The organism is Segatella salivae F0493, assembly GCF_000477535.1.
GTDB classification, from domain to species: Bacteria; Bacteroidota; Bacteroidia; order Bacteroidales; family Bacteroidaceae; genus Prevotella; species Prevotella salivae.
Window position 1 is genome coordinate 111,273 of record NZ_AWGW01000006.1, and the last position, 17,529, is coordinate 128,801.

The 17,529-nt window shown below is 42.6% G+C and carries 13 protein-coding genes; 3 read left to right on the forward strand and 10 right to left on the reverse strand.

What is annotated here, in order from left to right:
• Positions 1–624 precede the first annotated feature (624 nt).
• From HMPREF9145_RS01380 to HMPREF9145_RS01425, 10 genes are all read right to left on the reverse strand, one after another.
• Complete coding sequence (locus HMPREF9145_RS01380) at positions 625–3,102, reverse strand: zinc-dependent metalloprotease (RefSeq protein WP_021824738.1); 2,478 nt, start codon at positions 3,100–3,102, stop codon at positions 625–627.
• Positions 3,103–3,135: 33 nt separating this feature from the next.
• The gene (gene trhA, locus HMPREF9145_RS01385; protein WP_036906179.1) at positions 3,136–3,792 is read right to left on the reverse strand and encodes a PAQR family membrane homeostasis protein TrhA; all 657 of its coding nucleotides are present in this window, start codon (positions 3,790–3,792) and stop codon (positions 3,136–3,138) included.
• Positions 3,793–4,024: 232 nt separating this feature from the next.
• On the reverse strand, positions 4,025–6,220 hold the full coding sequence (rnr, locus tag HMPREF9145_RS01390; protein WP_021824582.1) for a ribonuclease R: 2,196 nt from the start codon (positions 6,218–6,220) through the stop codon (positions 4,025–4,027).
• 776 nt (positions 6,221–6,996) lie between these two features.
• Positions 6,997–7,749: an exodeoxyribonuclease III gene (locus HMPREF9145_RS01395; protein WP_021824526.1), complete on the reverse strand. Its 753-nt coding sequence runs from the start codon at positions 7,747–7,749 to the stop codon at positions 6,997–6,999.
• Positions 7,750–7,756: 7 nt separating this feature from the next.
• A complete protein-coding gene (locus HMPREF9145_RS01400; RefSeq protein ID WP_021824564.1) occupies positions 7,757–8,386 on the reverse strand; it encodes a DUF4840 domain-containing protein in 630 nt (209 codons plus the stop codon).
• A 75-nt stretch (positions 8,387–8,461) separates the two neighbouring features.
• The gene (folE, locus tag HMPREF9145_RS01405) at positions 8,462–9,055 is read right to left on the reverse strand and encodes a GTP cyclohydrolase I FolE (RefSeq protein ID WP_007134520.1); all 594 of its coding nucleotides are present in this window, start codon (positions 9,053–9,055) and stop codon (positions 8,462–8,464) included.
• A 58-nt stretch (positions 9,056–9,113) separates the two neighbouring features.
• Positions 9,114–9,821: an SPOR domain-containing protein gene (locus tag HMPREF9145_RS01410; protein WP_021824734.1), complete on the reverse strand. Its 708-nt coding sequence runs from the start codon at positions 9,819–9,821 to the stop codon at positions 9,114–9,116.
• An 86-nt stretch (positions 9,822–9,907) separates the two neighbouring features.
• Positions 9,908–11,971, reverse strand: a complete 2,064-nt coding sequence (locus tag HMPREF9145_RS01415; protein WP_021824597.1) for a BT_3928 family protein — start codon at positions 11,969–11,971, stop codon at positions 9,908–9,910.
• 34 nt (positions 11,972–12,005) lie between these two features.
• Positions 12,006–12,554, reverse strand: a complete 549-nt coding sequence (locus tag HMPREF9145_RS01420) for a DUF1599 domain-containing protein (RefSeq protein WP_007134517.1) — start codon at positions 12,552–12,554, stop codon at positions 12,006–12,008.
• 76 nt (positions 12,555–12,630) lie between these two features.
• Entirely contained in the window at positions 12,631–13,038 is a 408-nt protein-coding gene (locus HMPREF9145_RS01425; protein WP_021824653.1) for a hypothetical protein, read from the reverse strand.
• 101 nt (positions 13,039–13,139) lie between these two features.
• Here HMPREF9145_RS01425 and HMPREF9145_RS01430 point away from each other — a divergent pair, with 101 nt between their 5' ends.
• The 3 genes from HMPREF9145_RS01430 to HMPREF9145_RS01440 all read left to right on the forward strand — a co-directional run bounded on the left by HMPREF9145_RS01430 (position 13,140) and on the right by HMPREF9145_RS01440 (position 17,521).
• Positions 13,140–14,591 (forward strand): CCA tRNA nucleotidyltransferase, encoded by a 1,452-nt coding sequence (locus HMPREF9145_RS01430; RefSeq protein WP_021824588.1) that lies wholly within the window; start codon positions 13,140–13,142, stop codon positions 14,589–14,591.
• A gap of 656 nt (positions 14,592–15,247) precedes the next feature.
• The gene (locus tag HMPREF9145_RS01435) at positions 15,248–15,973 is read left to right on the forward strand and encodes a hypothetical protein (RefSeq protein ID WP_021824543.1); all 726 of its coding nucleotides are present in this window, start codon (positions 15,248–15,250) and stop codon (positions 15,971–15,973) included.
• Positions 15,974–16,321: 348 nt separating this feature from the next.
• On the forward strand, positions 16,322–17,521 hold the full coding sequence (locus tag HMPREF9145_RS01440; protein ID WP_036906272.1) for an efflux RND transporter periplasmic adaptor subunit: 1,200 nt from the start codon (positions 16,322–16,324) through the stop codon (positions 17,519–17,521).
• Positions 17,522–17,529 lie beyond the last annotated feature (8 nt).

Below are 17,529 nucleotides of genomic sequence, written 5' to 3' on the forward strand. Positions count from 1 at the left end.
GACGCTGATAGGTTGGTTGTTTTTATGCAGTTTGATATCCAGCAGATAACAGATTACGACGGCATTTACTCACTTCTTTATCGTAGCGGGCAGTTCGTTGTTGTGTAATCTTTTATTATGCGGAGGATGTTGCGTTTCACTCGGGAGGACATTATGTTATGGAAAAAGATGCGAAGTCAAAGTGTCTGTGCATTCGATGGTCGTCTTTTCATAAACAGAAAGAATGAAAAAACGGTTGAACGCTATTGCATCCAACCGCCATTATATTTGATTTTGAAAAACTTTCTCTTTCAAAGAGAACACCAAGTTTAGCATCCCATAGAGATTTTGTCGTTCACATTCACTGCGAGTGAAACTGTTACTACGACCACTGCTAATAGAATCATTAATGTTATCATAATCTTTTTACCTTTCTTTTAGTTTTAGGGAACCTCGTCAGGCTCCTGTCATTATTATCCTTTTATCTTTGAATTGCACTGCAAAGTTAGTGCCACGTTAGGATATGGACAAAGAAATCGTGGTAAATCATGGCCGTCGTTGGAATTAATTATTCTATATCAAGAAAGCCCGAAAAAACGGAATTAGCGGTTTTCTCGGGCTTTCATGTGTTAGAGTTGCATTTGTTTAATCGTTATCCGGCTTATTGTAAGCATCGCGTATCTTCTTTGTTTTCAGCAGCAGGTTGTTGTAGTGAAGTGCATTGATGCTGTTGGCATCAGTAGTCTTCAGCTGTTGACGGCAGAAGTTGTCAATCTTGTCAAGATGCTTCAACGCATAGAGTGTGACATCAGAGCGCGTGAACTTGATGTTTTCCTTGGGTGTCTTGGAGGTGTAAATGGCTTGTCCGATGTGCTCAACGTAGTTCTGTTCCAATCTGCGGCGGAAGTTATTGCCACGTAAGTCGGTTTTACTCATGGGCTTCCATGCAGCCTGAAAGACATCATTCAGATAGTCGTTGACAGGATAAGGCTGGCTTGCGGTGAAGCTGTTGTTGATGCAATTGTAGAGAATATAGGCCGAAAGGAGGTAGGAAAGCACAGCATTGGCGCGCATGGTAACCTCGTTGTCGGCATCAACTCCAAGCTTGTTGACGATGCTGTCAGGGTAGAGCCATGTGGGAATTGTAAATAGATGACGGCCAAACCAAGCGATAGCTTGTTTCTGGAGGGCTGCCGGCACGATGTCGTTCTTGCGGGCAGAGGGCCAGTTATCACTGTAAACACCGGCAATGTGACGTTGAGCGTGGTTGCTGTAACGTTGGAACTGTCCGCGAACACTACTGTACATAGAGCTTAAATCGTCAGTCTGATCATCGGGTTGTGCCGTCCATTTTACGATATTCTGCATCACACGCTTGAGGTTCTTGACGCCATATTCGGCAGCAGTAATGTCGTTATCGCCGAGATCTTCAGTCTGGGAACGTGGATCTCTCCCACGACCTTCGTCGCCTTTATAGCGTAGTCGGTGATTCGCTGTAAGTACTTTGGTCACCTCACTGCGCAAAACCTTCTTCTCTTCAAACTCATCTTTGAACTCCGGACGATACTGATAGCCCCATTTTATAGCCCATTTATCGTAGTCGTTAATACGGGGGAAGAGGCCAGCTTCACCTATATTATCCTCTGGTTGAGCAACAAAATTGAAGCGAGCATAGTCCATTATACTTGCTGTATGGCCATATTTCTCGACCCAATTCTTATCGCGTAGCTTCTCAACGGGCGTCGCATGACTGGCTATCATGTTGTGACGTAAGCCCAAGGTATGGCCCACTTCATGACTTGAAACGAAGCGAATGAGCTTGCCCATCAAGTCTTTGTCGAAGGTCATCTTTTGCGCTCTCTTGTCTAATGGACCACATTGTGTCATGTACCATTTGGTTAATAAGTTCATAACATTATGGTACCAACAGATATGACTCTCAATAATCTCGCCGCTTCTTGGGTCAACTATGCGCGGACCATAAGCGTTCTCTTGCTCTGAAGGCAGGTAACGTAGGAAGGAATAACGGGCATCATCGGGGCTGATATCACTGCCTTCGGGGACTTCTTTGCCTACGATGGCATTCTTGAAACCGGCAGCTTCGAAAGCTTTATTCCAGTCGTTGATGCCTTGAATGAGGTAAGGCACCCACTCTTTTGGCGTTGCTGGGTCTATATAATAAACGATTTGGTGCTCAGGTTCAGAGAGTTTACCTTTCGCATAAGCTTTCTTGTCTTTAGGAACTAAGCGATAACGTGAGATGATGGCATCGTGCTTGCTGGTTTCTCTGTCGCTGAATGTGACCAAAGGTTTATTGAAATAGCCCACACGTTCATCGCCTAAACGAGGTCGCATAGGTTTTTCGGGCAGCTCAACAATGCTGGTGTTGAGGCTCAACGTCATGAAACCATCGCGTGAAGCCATTGATTTTCCAGGCGTTGCAGCATAAGTTCGCAATGTCGATACCTCTATATTAATAGGATAAGCCTTAATCGTGTCGATGAAAGTGCGGTCATCTTGCAGTCCACCTAACTTCGTTTCAGTTCGATCTGAGGCTGTAAACCCACCAATCTTATTGTCACCTTTAAAGAGCTTTGTTACGTTAATGAGCATATTTCCCGTTTTATTGTCTTTACCGATAATATCGAATTTATAGACAATAGGGTCGATAGTAGACTTCTTTACGAGTGCAGCGATGTTGCTTTTTGGGTCAGCTGATTGCGTATGGGCCCATGAACGGAGGAACAAAGTCTTGTCATCATAGCGTTCGAAATAAACCGTATTGTTGTTTACTTCCTCTCCACTCAGCAAGCCAAAGTCCTGTGGTACAGACACAAAACGAGTCACAGCGAGGAACAATCTGTCAAGCGCTGCCTCTGGAATCTCAAAGAACCAGTCTTTCTCTATATGCCTTACACCAAACAATCCCTCTTGAAAAGAACCGCCTTTCTTGATGAGTTTCTCATATTCCGTTTCCTTTTTCTCAGGTTGTTTCTTGTTTTTCTCGTCATTCTTCTTTACTTCTGTAGAGTCTTTTGCCAATGAATCATAGTGTCGTGGCATTGACCATGCTGGCGTTGTAGATAGTAACGACAGCGTGAGTGCTACTAATAAATGTTTCATTTTGTTTGGTAATGTGTTTTATTCTTTTTGTTTTTATATGTATTTCAGTAGTATATTCCACACCGCAATGATGTGACAAACGCTACCAGCAAGCACAAAGAAGTGGAAGACGGTATGCATATACTTACGTTTGTTGACGCTATAGAAGACGGCACCTGTTATGTAACAAGCTCCTTCTCCGATAATCCACATGAGCGCATTTGTAGTGAGTGAGCTCGTAAGTGGTTTGAAAGCAACTAACACACTTAGTCCCATGCCGACAAAAGCAATGGTTTCTAAGTTGCTATGGTCCTTGAGATTGATGAAACTAATGATAGTCCCCACTATGGCACATGCCCATATAAAGCAAAACAAAGTGAATCCCCAGTAGCCTTGATCTCGCAGTGCAATGAGTGTGATGGGGGAGTAACTGCCGGCTATATGCCAATAGATAGCGGCATGATCCCATTTCCTTAGTCGCTCTTTCCACTTGCTCCAAGCCGACAATGCGTGATAAATCGTGGAGGCAATATATGAACATAGCATGCCAAAGAGATAGAGAATGACTCCTGCTGTGGCCCAACCATTGTGCTCACGAAAGCACCATATAAGAAAGATTACACCGAAAACAATGCCCAAGATGATTCCTCCGGCATGACTCCATGAGTTCCATAGTTCTTCACGATGATTGAAATGGATTTTCAGTTTCATACAATTAGTACTTTCGGCAAAGTTAGTTGTTTGTTGGTAATGTGTCAAATTTTTGAGTGAGTTATTTCTAATTTATCGCCGATTTCAAAGAAATCACCCTCCCTGTTTAGGCAAATTGCTGGGTGTAATGAACGCTTTTTATTCTACATTCCTATGGGATTATTCATTGAAAAAGCGCTTTCTCTTAGATTTAAGTCATGGAGAAAGCGCCTTCTTTGTATGGCTTTACCGACTATTCTGCCACAGTAAAGTCGAGTTGTTTCTTCTCAAGATTGGCTTTTGCGACTTGAATTCGGATGGCATCTCCAAGTTGATACTTATGATGATGACGCCTTCCGATGAGACAGAAGTTTCGTTCGTCAAAGTCATAATAGTCATCTCCCAAGTCGCGCATAGGGATCATACCTTCACAATGGTTTTCATCTATCTCGGCATATATGCCATAACTCGTGATACCGCTAATGTGGGCATCGTATGTTTCGCCTAATTTCTCAGCCATAAATTCAACCATCTTGTACTTGATTGAATCGCGTTCGGCATTCTGAGCCACGAGTTCCATCTCCGAACAATGCTCACATAGTTCCTCATAATGCTTTTCGTTAGCACTCCGTCCGCCATTAGCATAGCGGGTAAGTAAGCGATGTACCATCGTATCGGGATAGCGACGGATTGGACTTGTGAAGTGAGTGTAGTAGTCAAATGCCAGTCCAAAGTGGCCAATGTTATGCACACTATACTTCGCTTTCATCATAGCGCGCAAGGCAACAGACTGAATCATCTTTGCCTCGGGCCTTCCATCGCAGTCATCCATGAGTTTGTTGAGGCTGCGAGCCATAGCTCCTTTCGTGCCATCGGTCTTCACTTTATAACCAAACTTGACGATAAACTGGCGCAAAGTCTCCATCTTTTGCGGGTCAGGATTATCATGTATGCGGTAGGGTAGCGTCTTTGCTTTGCGTCCTTTCTTTATTTTTCCGATGCTTTCTGCCACAGTTCGGTTGGCCAAGAGCATGAATTCCTCAATAAGTTTGTTAGCATCGCGGGAACGTTTAAAGTAACATCGTATGGGTTTTCCATGCTCATCAATGTCGAAATGCAACTCCTCGCGGTCAAACTTCACTGCTCCTGCCTTGAAACGCTTGGCACGTAACAGCTTGGCAAGACGGTCTAAGGTGACCAATTTGTCGGCATTCTCACCCTTATATCCACCTTTCGGTGCCTTTGGTGCAGGCTCTCCAGTTCCATCAATGACGCCATTGGCTTCAAGAATCTCCTGCACTTCCTCGTAGGCATAACGCCGGTTACTGCGGATAATCGTATGAACGATGCGGTAATCTTTTACATTTGCCTCATCATCTAAATTGAAAATAACACTATAAGCAAGCTTATCTTCATCGGGACGGAGGGAACATATATAGTTACATAGACGCTCGGGAAGCATTGGAATGGTTCGATCTACGAGATAAACACTTGTGGCTCTCTTTACTGCTTCCTTGTCAATGATACTGCCTTCTGTTACATAATGGCTCACATCTGCAATGTGCACACCCACTTGCCACTGCCCGTTGTCAAGCTGTTTGATAGAGAGTGCGTCGTCAAAGTCTTTTGCATCACGGGGGTCAATCGTACAAGTGAAAACCTCACGAAAGTCTTCTCGCTCTGCTTCATCCTGCTTTGTGATTTCTCCAGAGATTTTCTCGGCAGCCTCTTCTACGGCTTTTGGATAGACATAAGGTAGGCCATATTGTGCCAAGATGGTGTTCATCTCAACGTCATTGTCACCAGTTTGTCCCAACACATCAACCACTTCGCCAATCAAATTCTTATGTTCGGCGTCGGGCCACTGCATGATTTTGACAATGGCTTTATCGTTATCTTTCCCTCCTTTGAGTTTTCTCTTCGGGATGATAATGTCATGTACGAACGTGTTTTCAGGCGTAATGAGATATGCCATGTTGCGATCCACGCGCAAACGCCCTACAAATTGGTCCTTACTTCGTTGTAGAATCTCTATGACTTGTGCCTCTTTTATGTGCTTCTTTCGACGTGCCATGAAGCTCACTTTGACGCGATCTCCATTGGTTGCCCACATCGAATTGCGCTCTGAAACGAAGATAGGCGTGCCGCCATCATCGGGTAAGAACGAGTTCTTTCCATTCGACTTGCGAATGAATGTGCCCTCCTGCACCTGACCTTTCGTGTTGAGTTTGTATGAACTTTCCGTCACTCGGGTGAGAAAATCATCCCAAGTCATCTCCTCCATGATGTCGATGGCCAACATCTTCAGAGGGTGAGTATCTAATTTCAGGGCTCGGAATATCTCCTTAAAGCTTAGTGTTTTGCCGGGCTGGGATGCGAAGAAGTCTTGCAAACGCTCACTAAGTTGCTTCTTGGACATGCGCTTTCCGCCCTTTTTTCCTTTTCCCATCATTGTTCTTTTTTATGTGTTTAGATTACAAAGTAACGAAAAAGAAATGATAATCCCAATTTTTGTATCTCTTTTTTCTCAAGGAAAAACACGACAGTCTATATTTGTTTGTGTTGGAATGTTGGGGAGTTTATGGTGGAATGGATTGGGATAATATGTAAAATCACTCAGCAGTGATGGCTTCGTTGGCATAATTCTTTGGCTTAAAGCCTCGTTTTTTATTTCGTAACAAAGCTTCTTTTTAATGTTTATTTTGTAAGTTTTATTATCCGTTTTTTAACACTTCAAGTGAGGATGAAATAGGAAGAATATGGTCTAAATCATGGAAATTCATCATCGTTTCATCCTTCTTTAACCATGTTTCTTGGCAATATGTGTTGTTATTTGACTGGAATGACACACTCAAATGATGCTTTTTATCGCCTGAAATGGCTTAGATTGCCTTGCAATCTGCCTTGTTTTGCACGTAAAATTATCGTTATTTTACCTTCTGTTTTGTTATGAATATTGCAAGCCTTTGATAGTTAGTGTCTTATAAAAGCATTGAAAATCGTCTATTTTTAGTTCTTGTTGACAGAACCTTTGAATAGTGTTCGTAATTTAGTTGGACTTGTAAAGTTTAATGATTAGATTTAACATATTTGTTGTTGCAAGGGTATTGAGGCGCATCATTAAGGTTTTTCGGAACGGATTCACAGGTAATTCATATAACAAAATCGCCCCAACAATATAATGATTGTTGAGGCGATAAGGGATGATATCATTCAATTTCTGTTTTAAATGTCTATATCTAACTCTACCGGACAATGGTCGCTGCCATAGATTTCGGTGTGAATAGACGCGCCTTTTAATTGAGGTTTGAGTCTGTCGGAAATCAAAAAGTAGTCGATTCTCCAGCCAGCGTTCTTCTCACGTGCACGGAATCGGTAGCTCCAATAGCTGTAAGTGATCTGTTCGGGGTGTAGCGTTCTGAACGTATCTGTAAAGCCATTGCTCAGCAGTTGCGTCATTTTGCTTCGTTCTTCGTCAGTAAAGCCTGCACTACGTCGGTTGGTTTTGGGATTCTTTAAGTCTATTTCCTGGTGTGCAACGTTCATATCTCCGCAGACAATCACGGGTTTTTTCGCATCGAGTTGATGCAAATAAGCCTGAAAAGCGTCTTCCCATGTCATGCGATAATCAAGTCGTCGCAGTTCTTCTTGGGAGTTAGGAGTATATACAGTGACGAGAAAGAACTTGTCATATTCAAGAGTTATGACGCGGCCTTCATGGTCGTGTTCGTCTATTCCGATGCCATAGGTAACGGCGAGTGGCTCTTTTCGTGTATAGATTGCAGTGCCACTATATCCTTTTTTCTCTGCATAGTTCCAGTAAGATGTATATCCTGGGAACTGAAGTTCAAGCTGTCCGGCTTGCATTTTGGTTTCTTGCAGACAGAAAAAATCGGCATTTAAGGACTCAAATGATTGTGAGAAGTCCTTACCAACGCAGGCCCGTAGGCCGTTAACATTCCATGAAATGAATTTCATTTTGTATTTAATGTTTAGCTGTTGAGACAAAGATGAAGTAGTTTCTTGATGGTCTAAGATATTCTTTTTCGGCTTTAATCTCAGCGGGTTTCATAGCTACTTGTAGTGCGCGGTTACGTGTATTGTAGAGTGCAAACATGCTATTCTTGAAGACAACTTGCTGCGCTTGACCGTTTAAAGTGACTGTAAATGTCGTCTGATATATCAGTGTTTGATAGGAATATATAGTCTTATCGCGGTCATAATAGCTAAGTGCTCCAATCCTACTCCTAACGGGTTGTACGGTGGTTTGTTTTGCCAACTCCTCACTTACGGCTTTACTTTGTGCATGATATGAATCAAGCAGCGATGCATAAAGGCTGTCGGGGATGCCGCTAACGCGTATGGTTGAGTCGGCATTGATGGTTAGTTGAACATTTCTTACAGAGTCTTTGGTAAGGAAAGTACCGGCATTATTCTCTGTAACCGTATAGATTTTGCCTTCATAAGTGCCTTGACCCGTCTCGAAGATTGTTCTTACATCTGCGTCAGTTAGTGTCAGTTCTTTCTCATCATCGCCATTCAAACATGATGAGAGTGCCGTTAAAGCTATAGCCAAACAAAGCATATAGCCAAAGAAATTACGTAAGTTTTTCATATAATCTGTTTCTTTCTTTGATGTTGAATAAATTGAAAGGTTATTTTTAAAAAGGTATATTGTGGGGTGATACCCTTAAATTCGTTTTGATTCTCCACGCAATAGGCTCATAAATTCCTGTCGTGTGTTGAGGTCATTGAATACTCCACTGAAGTCGCTTGTTGTCGTTATGGAGTTTTGTTTCTCTACACCTCTCATCTGCATACACATATGTTTGGCTTCAATGACCACCATAACACCTTGTGGATTGAGGGTTTCTTGGATGCAGTCTTTAATCTGTTGGGTCAGTCTTTCTTGCACTTGAAGACGATGACTGAAGATATCTACGACGCGTGCAACCTTACTTAATCCCGTGATGTAGCCGTTGGGGATGTATGCTACATGGCATTTGCCGTAGAAAGGCAACATGTGGTGTTCGCAAAGAGAGAACACATCGATGTCTTTAACGATAACCATTTGGTTGTAATCTTCCTTGAAAAGGGCATCGGTCAACACCTTATGAGGGTCTTGGCTGTATCCTCTTGTCAGTATCTGCATAGCTTTCGCCACGCGCATCGGGGTCTTTTCCAAGCCTTCGCGATAGGCGTCTTCTCCTAAAAGCGTGAGTATACTTTTATAATGTGTGGCGAGATCGTCGAGACCTTCGCGGAATTCAGTTTCTGGATTCATAGTCATTGATATTTCGTTTGTCTCAAAGTGTCGTGCGATAAACAGCACTTGGTGAGACTTAATCTTGCACAGTAATCTTCCCTTTGACGATACATGCTTGACGATAGCCTAAGGCTTTCACCTTGCGCAGCATGTCGCTGGCTTCTTCAAAGCTTCGATAGTTGCCCACACGGCATACCCATCGCGGTGAGTAGAAATGCACATAGATGGGTTGATCGGGATATTTCATCTTGATAGCAGCGCAAGCTTGTTCGGCTTTCTGCCTGTCGATGCGTGAGTTTCCGCCTGAAAATGCTTGCACACGATAGCCAGTTACCTTGCGGCTTCCACGCATAACTTTCCTCCGCATGTCAACAGTTGGAATCGTAATCTCATCCTCTTCTTGCTGTTGATTGTTGGATTCTGTCCGCTGATGCGTTATTTTTTCCCGTTGCTCTACAGGCTTTATGGTTTGTTCTTTCTTGCTTTCTGTCTGCTTGGCAGAGTCACCTGTGACGGCGCGTTGATTCGTTTTTGTCTCTTTCTTGGTAGGTTCGGTCTTGTTCGTTGTAGCTGTTGGCTTTACAACTTCTTTCTTTTGTTCGTTCGTAACTTGTGGCTTTGTCTGTTTACTGCCGTTGACGAGTTCGTCAATTTCTTTGCTTTGAGTGATGGTTACGGCTCCTTTTCCGGCCGAATTCCTTTTCAAATGGTCGAGGAAAGTTTGTGCATGAGATGGAATTGCCATGCAAATAATAACACTAAAAAGCCAAGCGAACTTCTTCATTTCCTATTGAATTGATTACAATATGGGGAAATCAGGACAATAAGATGAAACTCGTTGTCCTGTTTCCCAATATTAATTATGTGATATTACTTTTTCCAAGCGTCGATGATTCCTTTGAAATCAGCAGCCTTCAAAGATGCACCGCCAATCAAACCACCATCAATGTTTGGTTTAGAGAATAGCTCAGGAGCGTTTGAAGCCTTGCAGCTTCCACCATAAAGAATAGAAGTTTCTTCTGCAACTTCCTTGCCATATTTCTCTGCAACGATAGAACGGATGTAGCAAAGCATCTCTTCTGCCTGGTCAGATGTAGCGGTTTTACCTGTTCCAATGGCCCAGATTGGCTCATAAGCAAGTATGATATTCTTCCATTCTTCAGCTGAAAGATTGAACACACTACCTTCAAGTTCTGCCTTAACAACAGCGTTCTGACGGTTTGATTCGCGCTCTTCGAGGGTCTCACCACAGCAGAAGATTACCTTCAAACCATTCTTTAAAGCCAACAAAACCTTTTCTTTTAGGATCTCAGCTGTCTCTCCATAGTACTGACGACGCTCTGAATGACCGAGTATTACGTATTGAGCGCCAGTGCTCTTAACCATCTCTGCTGACACCTCTCCAGTGTAAGCACCCTTCTCTTTGTCTGCACAGTTCTCAGCACCAAGGCCTACTAAGCTTGCATTTAGCTCCTTAGCAACACTTGCTAAGTGGATAAATGGGGTGCAGATTACTACGTCACAGTTTGGCTTTTCAGCTGTCATTGCCTCGTTAATCTCCTTTGCGAGTGCAACACCTTCTTGCAGGTTGAGGTTCATTTTCCAGTTACCTGCTACGATTTTCTTTCTCATTTTACTTTTCTTTTTATTGAATAGATGATATAATTTCTGTTTATCTTTCTGCTCTTTTAGTCTCACCCACTTGCTCCATGCCCACAAACGATCGGCTAAAGTGAGTAGCGTTAGGGGGAGAATGAACCACAAAACGATTTCTAATATCTTAGCCGGCACGCTGTCTTTTGGCATCTTTCCCAAGCTTGATTGGCTGATAGGACGCGATAGTTTGGCTTCATTGGGGAGGTTGTTATGGCTCCATTTGTTGATGATTGTGCCGTCTTTTAGTAACAAAAGTCCAGGATTACTGCGGATGATTGTCTTCAAAACAGCTTCATCTGTGATGCAAAATGAATACTCAGCTCCCGTTAGATCAATCCATCGTTTGATAGCTTTTGTCGTGCTTGCTGTTAGGCAATAGAACGGAATGTCATAGCTTTGAGCATATTCATAGAGTCTATCTATGTCGCCAAAGTTGCTGTCATCGGCCGTCTCTAAATGTGGAGCGATCAGCAGAAATGTATAGCCTTTGTGGCTAAGTACACTGTTGGTGAGGTCTAATCCCGTTTTATTGTCAGTGATAGAAAAGTCATGTATCGGCGGAATATACCCCTCACTTGTTTGCACAGTCTTGCTATCAATGAACTTCCAAGAGGCATCTGGATAGTTGTCGAGCGTGAATTCTTTGCGCTGTCCGTTCTTCTCCATGATGAAAGTTGTTTTGAATTGCGGCAACTTTGCACCTTTAGGAATCTCCATTCCGCGCGGAATGTTCACACCAATATGGTAAGGTCGGAAGTCAAAGATAGGCAGATAGTATAGACTTAAGCCACTACTCACCAAGATAAATACAATGGTATAGTTTGTGACAATCCACTGATTGCTTTTCGAAACGAATCGAAACATCGCCAGAGGTCTATACATAATGGCGAGTGAACAGACAAAAAGCACGATGTTTTTTATCAGTGTTTCTGTGTTTGTTAGATGCAAAGCATCGCCAAAACAGCCGCAGTCTTTCACCGGATCTGCCACTACTATCCACACGGTTACCATCGTCATGAACGCCATAAAGGCCACTGTCAGCTTCGAAATGAGTCGGCGTTGAATTGCAAAGAGCAAGAAAATGCCGATACAAAACTCTATGGCTGCGAGGAAAACTGCCACGGCAAGCAATGTCCAATTGGGCAGAATACCAGCCATTCCGATAGCCCCGAGATAGTCTTGCAACTTATATTGCGTACCAATAGGGTCTATTGCTTTCACAAAACCCGAGAAGATGAACGTCACTGCCACGATGATTCGGCAGAGGTTGACTATCATTTTCAGTAATCGTTGGCTCACAATAATAACGTATTTAGTCTTCTTTTGTCAGTTTGATAACACCAAACACGGCATAGTTTATAATGTCCATATAGTTCGAATCAATGCCTTCTGACACTAAAGTTTGGCCTTTTATGTCTTCAATCTCTTTGATTCTCACGAGCTTTGTGAGGATAAAGTCGGTATAACTACTAACCCGCATGTCTCTCCAAACCTCGTCATAATCGTGGTTTTTCTTAAGCATCAGTGATAAAGCTGCCTCAGCATATTTGTCATATAGGCTCAAAGCTTCTTCGGGAGTCATGTCAACGGCATCGGCATATCCATGGTCTAATTGAATCAGTCCAATGATTCCATAGTTGATAAGCCCTATAAACTCAGGACGAATGCCTTCACCTACGAGCGATTTCTTTTTGATTTCAAGAGATCTTATGCGTTTAGCTTTGATGAAAAGTTGGTCAGTCAATGAAGACGGACGTAGTATACGCCATGATGATCCGTAGTCATGCAGCTTCTTACTGAATAGCTCTCGGCACTCCTTTAGGACGTTTTTAAACTGTTCTTCTGTGTTAGAATGTTTCATAAATTCAAAAACCTTGCGATTGCAAAAGTACTTATTTATAATGAAACAGCCAAATTTTTAAGGCCTCGCTTGACCTTTATGGGTGTTGCTGACGATAGCGAATCATGCGCACAACGCCACACATGGCCTCATATCTTGCTTTTAATGAGTCGCACTTTACACGCAGTTTGTTATATCGAAAGTTTGTTTCTTTGCCATGAAGTGCCTGTAAAGTAGCTTGCAAAGTGGAATCAGTCTTGGCTACATCTGCCTGTGCCATCTTCAAGGAAGCATTCTGCCAGATCTTCAATGCGGCCTTTCTTGACTCCACAGCTTCAGGGAAATCCTTCCTCAAAGACATGATAGAGTCGAGTGTTTGGCGGTAGTTTCCTGCATCATATAATGCTTCTATCTGCGCCATTAAAGGTGCAGCCTTCTCGTCTTGTGTCTCTGCACAGCTGCAAAAAGAGGCGCTAACGGCCAGTAACCAGATATATTTCTTCATGTTTGCAAAATTATAAAAAACTATGTAAAACGTCATATTCTGCACTAATTTTTAGTAACTTTGCACGCAATTTATAGCAAGTTAAGAGAAATTAAGCAACAATGAGAAATCTAACTGACGCTGATTTGGCGCGTCTACTCAATAAAGATATATTCCATTTGATTTCAGAGGCTGCCGACAAACTATCACTTGAGTGTTATGTTGTAGGCGGATACGTGCGTGATTTGTTTCTGGAGCGCCCGTCTAATGATATTGATGTCGTTGTCGTTGGTAGCGGAATACAAGTTGCAAGCGAGCTAAAGAGCCGGTTAGGCAAGCGAGCTCATCTCTCAGTATTCCGTAATTTCGGCACGGCGCAAGTGAAATTTCATGGCATGGAGATTGAGTTTGTGGGCGCACGAAAGGAAAGTTATAGCCACGATTCGCGCAAACCGCATGTTGAAGATGGTACACTTGAGGACGATCAAAACCGCCGTGACTTCACGATTAATGCCTTAGCGGTGTGTCTGAACAAAGAAAAGTTCGGCCAATTGGTTGATCCTTTCGAAGGCGTTTACGACATGGAAGACGGTATTATTCGTACACCGCTCGACCCAGATGTTACGTTTTCTGACGATCCTTTGCGCATGTTGCGGTGCATTCGCTTTGCAACGCAGTTGAATTTCTTTATAGAAGACGAGACGTTTGAAGCGCTTCAACGCAATGCCGAGCGCATAAAGATTATCAGTGGAGAGCGTATTGACGACGAGTTGAACAAGATAATGTTGACAAAAACGCCAAGCAAAGGCTTCATAGATCTTTATCGTTGTGGACTGCTTCAACTCATTATACCTGAACTTGTGACCTTAGATGTTGTAGAAACACGCAATGGTCGTGCCCACAAAAATAACTTTTATCACACTTTAGAGGTGCTCGATAACCTCTGCCGAGCACAAGATGAAAGCGGAAAACACGACGAAATGTCACTTTGGTTGCGTTGGGCGGCATTGTTTCATGACATTGGTAAGCCCCGTTGTAAACGCTGGGATAACCTCAACGGATGGACTTTTCACAACCATAATTACGTGGGTGCGAAGATGGTTCCAGCCATATTCCGACGTATGAAGCTACCAATGGACAACAAAATGAGGTTTGTTCAGAAGATGGTTGACCTGCACATGCGACCTATTGCCATAGCAGATGAAGAGGTGACTGATAGTGCTGTGCGTCGTTTAATGAATGATGCGGGCGACGATATTGACGCTTTAATGATGCTTTGTGAGGCCGATATTACAAGCAAAAACCAAGTGCGAAAACAGCGTTTCTTAGATAACTTCCGCATTGTTCGTGAGAAAATAGCCGATTTAAAGGTGCGAGATTATAAACGATTACTGCAACCTTGCATTGATGGTAACGAGATAATGGAGATGTTTCACCTTGGACCTTGCCGTGAAGTAGGCCAGTTAAAGCAGACACTTAAAGACGCTGTGCTTGACAACAAGGTTGAAAACGAGCGCGAACCTCTGATGAAACTGCTGATGGATAAAGCCAAAAGCATGGGATTGGTAGAGTAGAAAGCAAGTTGGTTTCAGCCTCGATGATGTCCCACTGCAAGGCAGAATTCAGTGTGCTTGGAGGGTAATCAGCCTCTTTCGCTTTGCGATTTTATTTGATTTCTCCATGTGCTTTTCTCTTCGTTTTGTAAACTTTGTTGACCAAAAAACATGTAGTTTCATTTCTGCAAAATAGAAATTGAAAATCAAAAAAAAGGTTCTTTCTCATCATTTTCTGATGAGTTGTAGTGTAATTTCAGTTGTCTTACGTTGCATTTTGACTCATGTTGCATGGTAATTAGCGTCAGATAGCATTGCTGAATGACTGATATTGCATGCTGAAGTGACTGATTTTATACGTTGATTTCATTCATTTTGCATGCTTTTATCATGTTTTTTTGTGTTGAATTTTGTTGCATATTGCCTAATTGTTTGATAGATAAGAAGTTGTAAAACAGGCGCAAAACTCGCGTATTTCGAGTCAAAGTCTTTTTCATTTCAAATACGCGAGTTTTACAACGACAATTACAAATATTCTTTACTGCATTCTTCTTGCATTCCTACTCATTTGTAGGTAGCTTGCATTTCATGTGGTTTAGGTATTGTTATGATTGTAGAAAAGGCATATATTTGTAAAGTCTTAACAGATTAATTCATATCTAAAACCACAATTAAAGATGAAAAAGAATTTTTTATTAAGTGTCGTGTTGCTGTGCATGGCAGGTCTTATGGCAATGACAGGAAGTCCTGTCGGTAAGGCTAAAATGGTGAAGAAGCCAACTCAAAGGCAGGCGAAAGTGGAGGGAACTTATGTTGCGTTTTTCTCTGATAACGGTGCAAATGCGTCGAAATGGGACTCACTTTGGCTTGCTGAAGCTGCGAAGTATGTGGGCAAGGAAAAGGCTTCCGAGGCTGTGGCTGAGATGAAAAATAAGTGCAATGGCACCTGTATTGGGAGTGAAGCTGTAAGGAAATTCGGAGCTTTTGCCAATGACAACAAGGATTACAGTGGCACTTTTCAGTTTGATTGTCGCTTCAAACACGGTGTTGATCAATTGATTTTCAAAGGCAGAAGGATTACAGGAGTCGATGCAAGTGGTTCACGTGTGTTCTCGCATACCTATTCTTTGGTTGGGAAAGACAAGGCCTTCGGTGCCGAATTCTATAAGAGTGATGATGGCAATCGGGACGAATTCACTTACTTTATGTTGCTTCCCGACACACCGGCTGACACTTATCACATCGAACTTCGATATGGTTCAAACATCGAAGCACTGAAGAACATGCGCATGGGTAAGTATGCTTACTGGATGATAGGGGCTGTACGTGCGGGCAATGATGCCGATTGTGCAGCTGCAATCAAGCTGTATGTGGAAGAGAATCTGCGTGCAGAGAAACATTAAAACAGGTTTATGTTATCCGTTTGCTGAGCGTAGTCAGCAGGAAAGGAAGGCTTGGACGTCTGTTGAATGACAGCCTTTTGTACGCATGTAACATGCATATGAAGGGCTATCTTTGCTTTTTCGGCTTTTGTTTTATGGGTATCTTATGTGCTTCTTGCTGTAATCTTTGTTAAAAAGTAAAGTCAATTCATGACACTTTCTGATTTTAATTTGTACCTTTGTAGCTACAAAACTATTTGTTAAATTTGAGTTTTCGTTAAGCTGTTGTGGGTGAACGACTCATTAAAGGATAATGTCAGTCATCAAGAAGTGGAAGAAATCAAGAAAACATTAAACATGTATATAGGTATGAAAAGTATTAAATCTTTGTTAGTTGCAGCTGTAAGTGTTTCGCTTATAGCCTGTAGTGGGGGTGGTGGAATGCCCAACTTTGGGAACAATGAATTCCCAGTTGAGACAATAGGAAGCAATAGTGCATCGCTTCAGTCCACTTATCCGGCGACGATAAAAGGTATTCAAGACGTTGAGGTTCGCCCCAAAGTGTCTGGTTTTATCACGAGAGTTTATGTGCACGAAGGGCAGGCTGTGAAGACTGGTCAGTTGCTTTTTACAATAGATAGTGAAACTTATCAGGCAGCCGTTCGGCAGGCACAAGCAAGTGTAAACACTGCACGTGCGCAATTGAATACGGCGCGTTTGACCTTTGAAAACAACAAAAAGTTGTATGATAAAAAGGTAATTGGCCAATATGAACTATCTACTGCGCAGAACAGTTATGCCACAGCACAAGCTGCTTTGGCTCAAGCGCAGGCAGCTTTAGCGTCAGCCAAGGAGACATTAAGCTGGTGTAGAGTGGTTAGTCCAACGTCAGGTGTGGTAGGTAGTTTGCCTTATAAAGCGGGCGCTTTAGTTAGTGCTTCCTCTCCCGATCCATTGACAACAGTTTCTGATGTCAGTACAGTTGAGGTGTTCTTCTCTATGTCTGAGGGCGACATTCTCAATATGACGAGGACCTCAGGAAGTGTATCTGCCGCGCTAAAAGAACTTCCTTCAGTGAAGCTTCAGCTTGTAAACGGCACGCTATATAACCATCCTGGTAAGGTGGTTAAGATGAGTGGAGTGATCAATCAGTCTACAGGTGCTTATTCATTGATAGCACATTTCGCTAATCCCGAACGCATATTGAAGAGTGGTGGCGCAGGACAGATTATCATTCCTCGTACAAACAACCACGCAATTGTTATCCCACAAGAGGCTACTTCGTCAGTACAAGACAAATTGTTTGTATATAAAGTAGGTAAGGATAATAAGGTTTATTACACAGAAATCAAGGTAAACCCACAGAATGATGGGAATACTTATATCGTGACAAGTGGTCTTTCGGTGGGCGATCGCATTGTTGTTAAGGGCTTAACAAAGCTTTCAGACAAGATGGAAATTAAGCCAGTAACACTTGCTGAGTATCAAAAGAGCATTGATGATGCCGCTAAATTAGGTGCCAAACAAGGCACAGCGAGTGGCTTTGTCAAAGTAATGACAGGAAAATAATAATAGAA

Excerpts from the sequence above, each read along its gene's own strand:
- HMPREF9145_RS01380 (WP_021824738.1), bottom strand. The coding sequence starts at position 3,102 with ATGAAACATTTATTAGTAGCACTCACGCTGTCGTTACTATCTACAACG.
- trhA (WP_036906179.1), bottom strand. The coding sequence starts at position 3,792 with ATGAAACTGAAAATCCATTTCAATCATCGTGAAGAACTATGGAACTCA.
- rnr (WP_021824582.1), bottom strand. The coding sequence starts at position 6,220 with ATGGGAAAAGGAAAAAAGGGCGGAAAGCGCATGTCCAAGAAGCAACTT.
- HMPREF9145_RS01395 (WP_021824526.1), bottom strand. The coding sequence starts at position 7,749 with ATGAAATTCATTTCATGGAATGTTAACGGCCTACGGGCCTGCGTTGGT.
- HMPREF9145_RS01400 (WP_021824564.1), bottom strand. The coding sequence starts at position 8,386 with ATGAAAAACTTACGTAATTTCTTTGGCTATATGCTTTGTTTGGCTATA.
- folE (WP_007134520.1), bottom strand. The coding sequence starts at position 9,055 with ATGAATCCAGAAACTGAATTCCGCGAAGGTCTCGACGATCTCGCCACA.
- HMPREF9145_RS01410 (WP_021824734.1), bottom strand. The coding sequence starts at position 9,821 with ATGAAGAAGTTCGCTTGGCTTTTTAGTGTTATTATTTGCATGGCAATT.
- HMPREF9145_RS01415 (WP_021824597.1), bottom strand. The coding sequence starts at position 11,971 with ATGATAGTCAACCTCTGCCGAATCATCGTGGCAGTGACGTTCATCTTC.
- HMPREF9145_RS01420 (WP_007134517.1), bottom strand. The coding sequence starts at position 12,554 with ATGAAACATTCTAACACAGAAGAACAGTTTAAAAACGTCCTAAAGGAG.
- HMPREF9145_RS01425 (WP_021824653.1), bottom strand. The coding sequence starts at position 13,038 with ATGAAGAAATATATCTGGTTACTGGCCGTTAGCGCCTCTTTTTGCAGC.
- HMPREF9145_RS01430 (WP_021824588.1), top strand. The coding sequence starts at position 13,140 with ATGAGAAATCTAACTGACGCTGATTTGGCGCGTCTACTCAATAAAGAT.
- HMPREF9145_RS01435 (WP_021824543.1), top strand. The coding sequence starts at position 15,248 with ATGAAAAAGAATTTTTTATTAAGTGTCGTGTTGCTGTGCATGGCAGGT.
- HMPREF9145_RS01440 (WP_036906272.1), top strand. The coding sequence starts at position 16,322 with ATGAAAAGTATTAAATCTTTGTTAGTTGCAGCTGTAAGTGTTTCGCTT.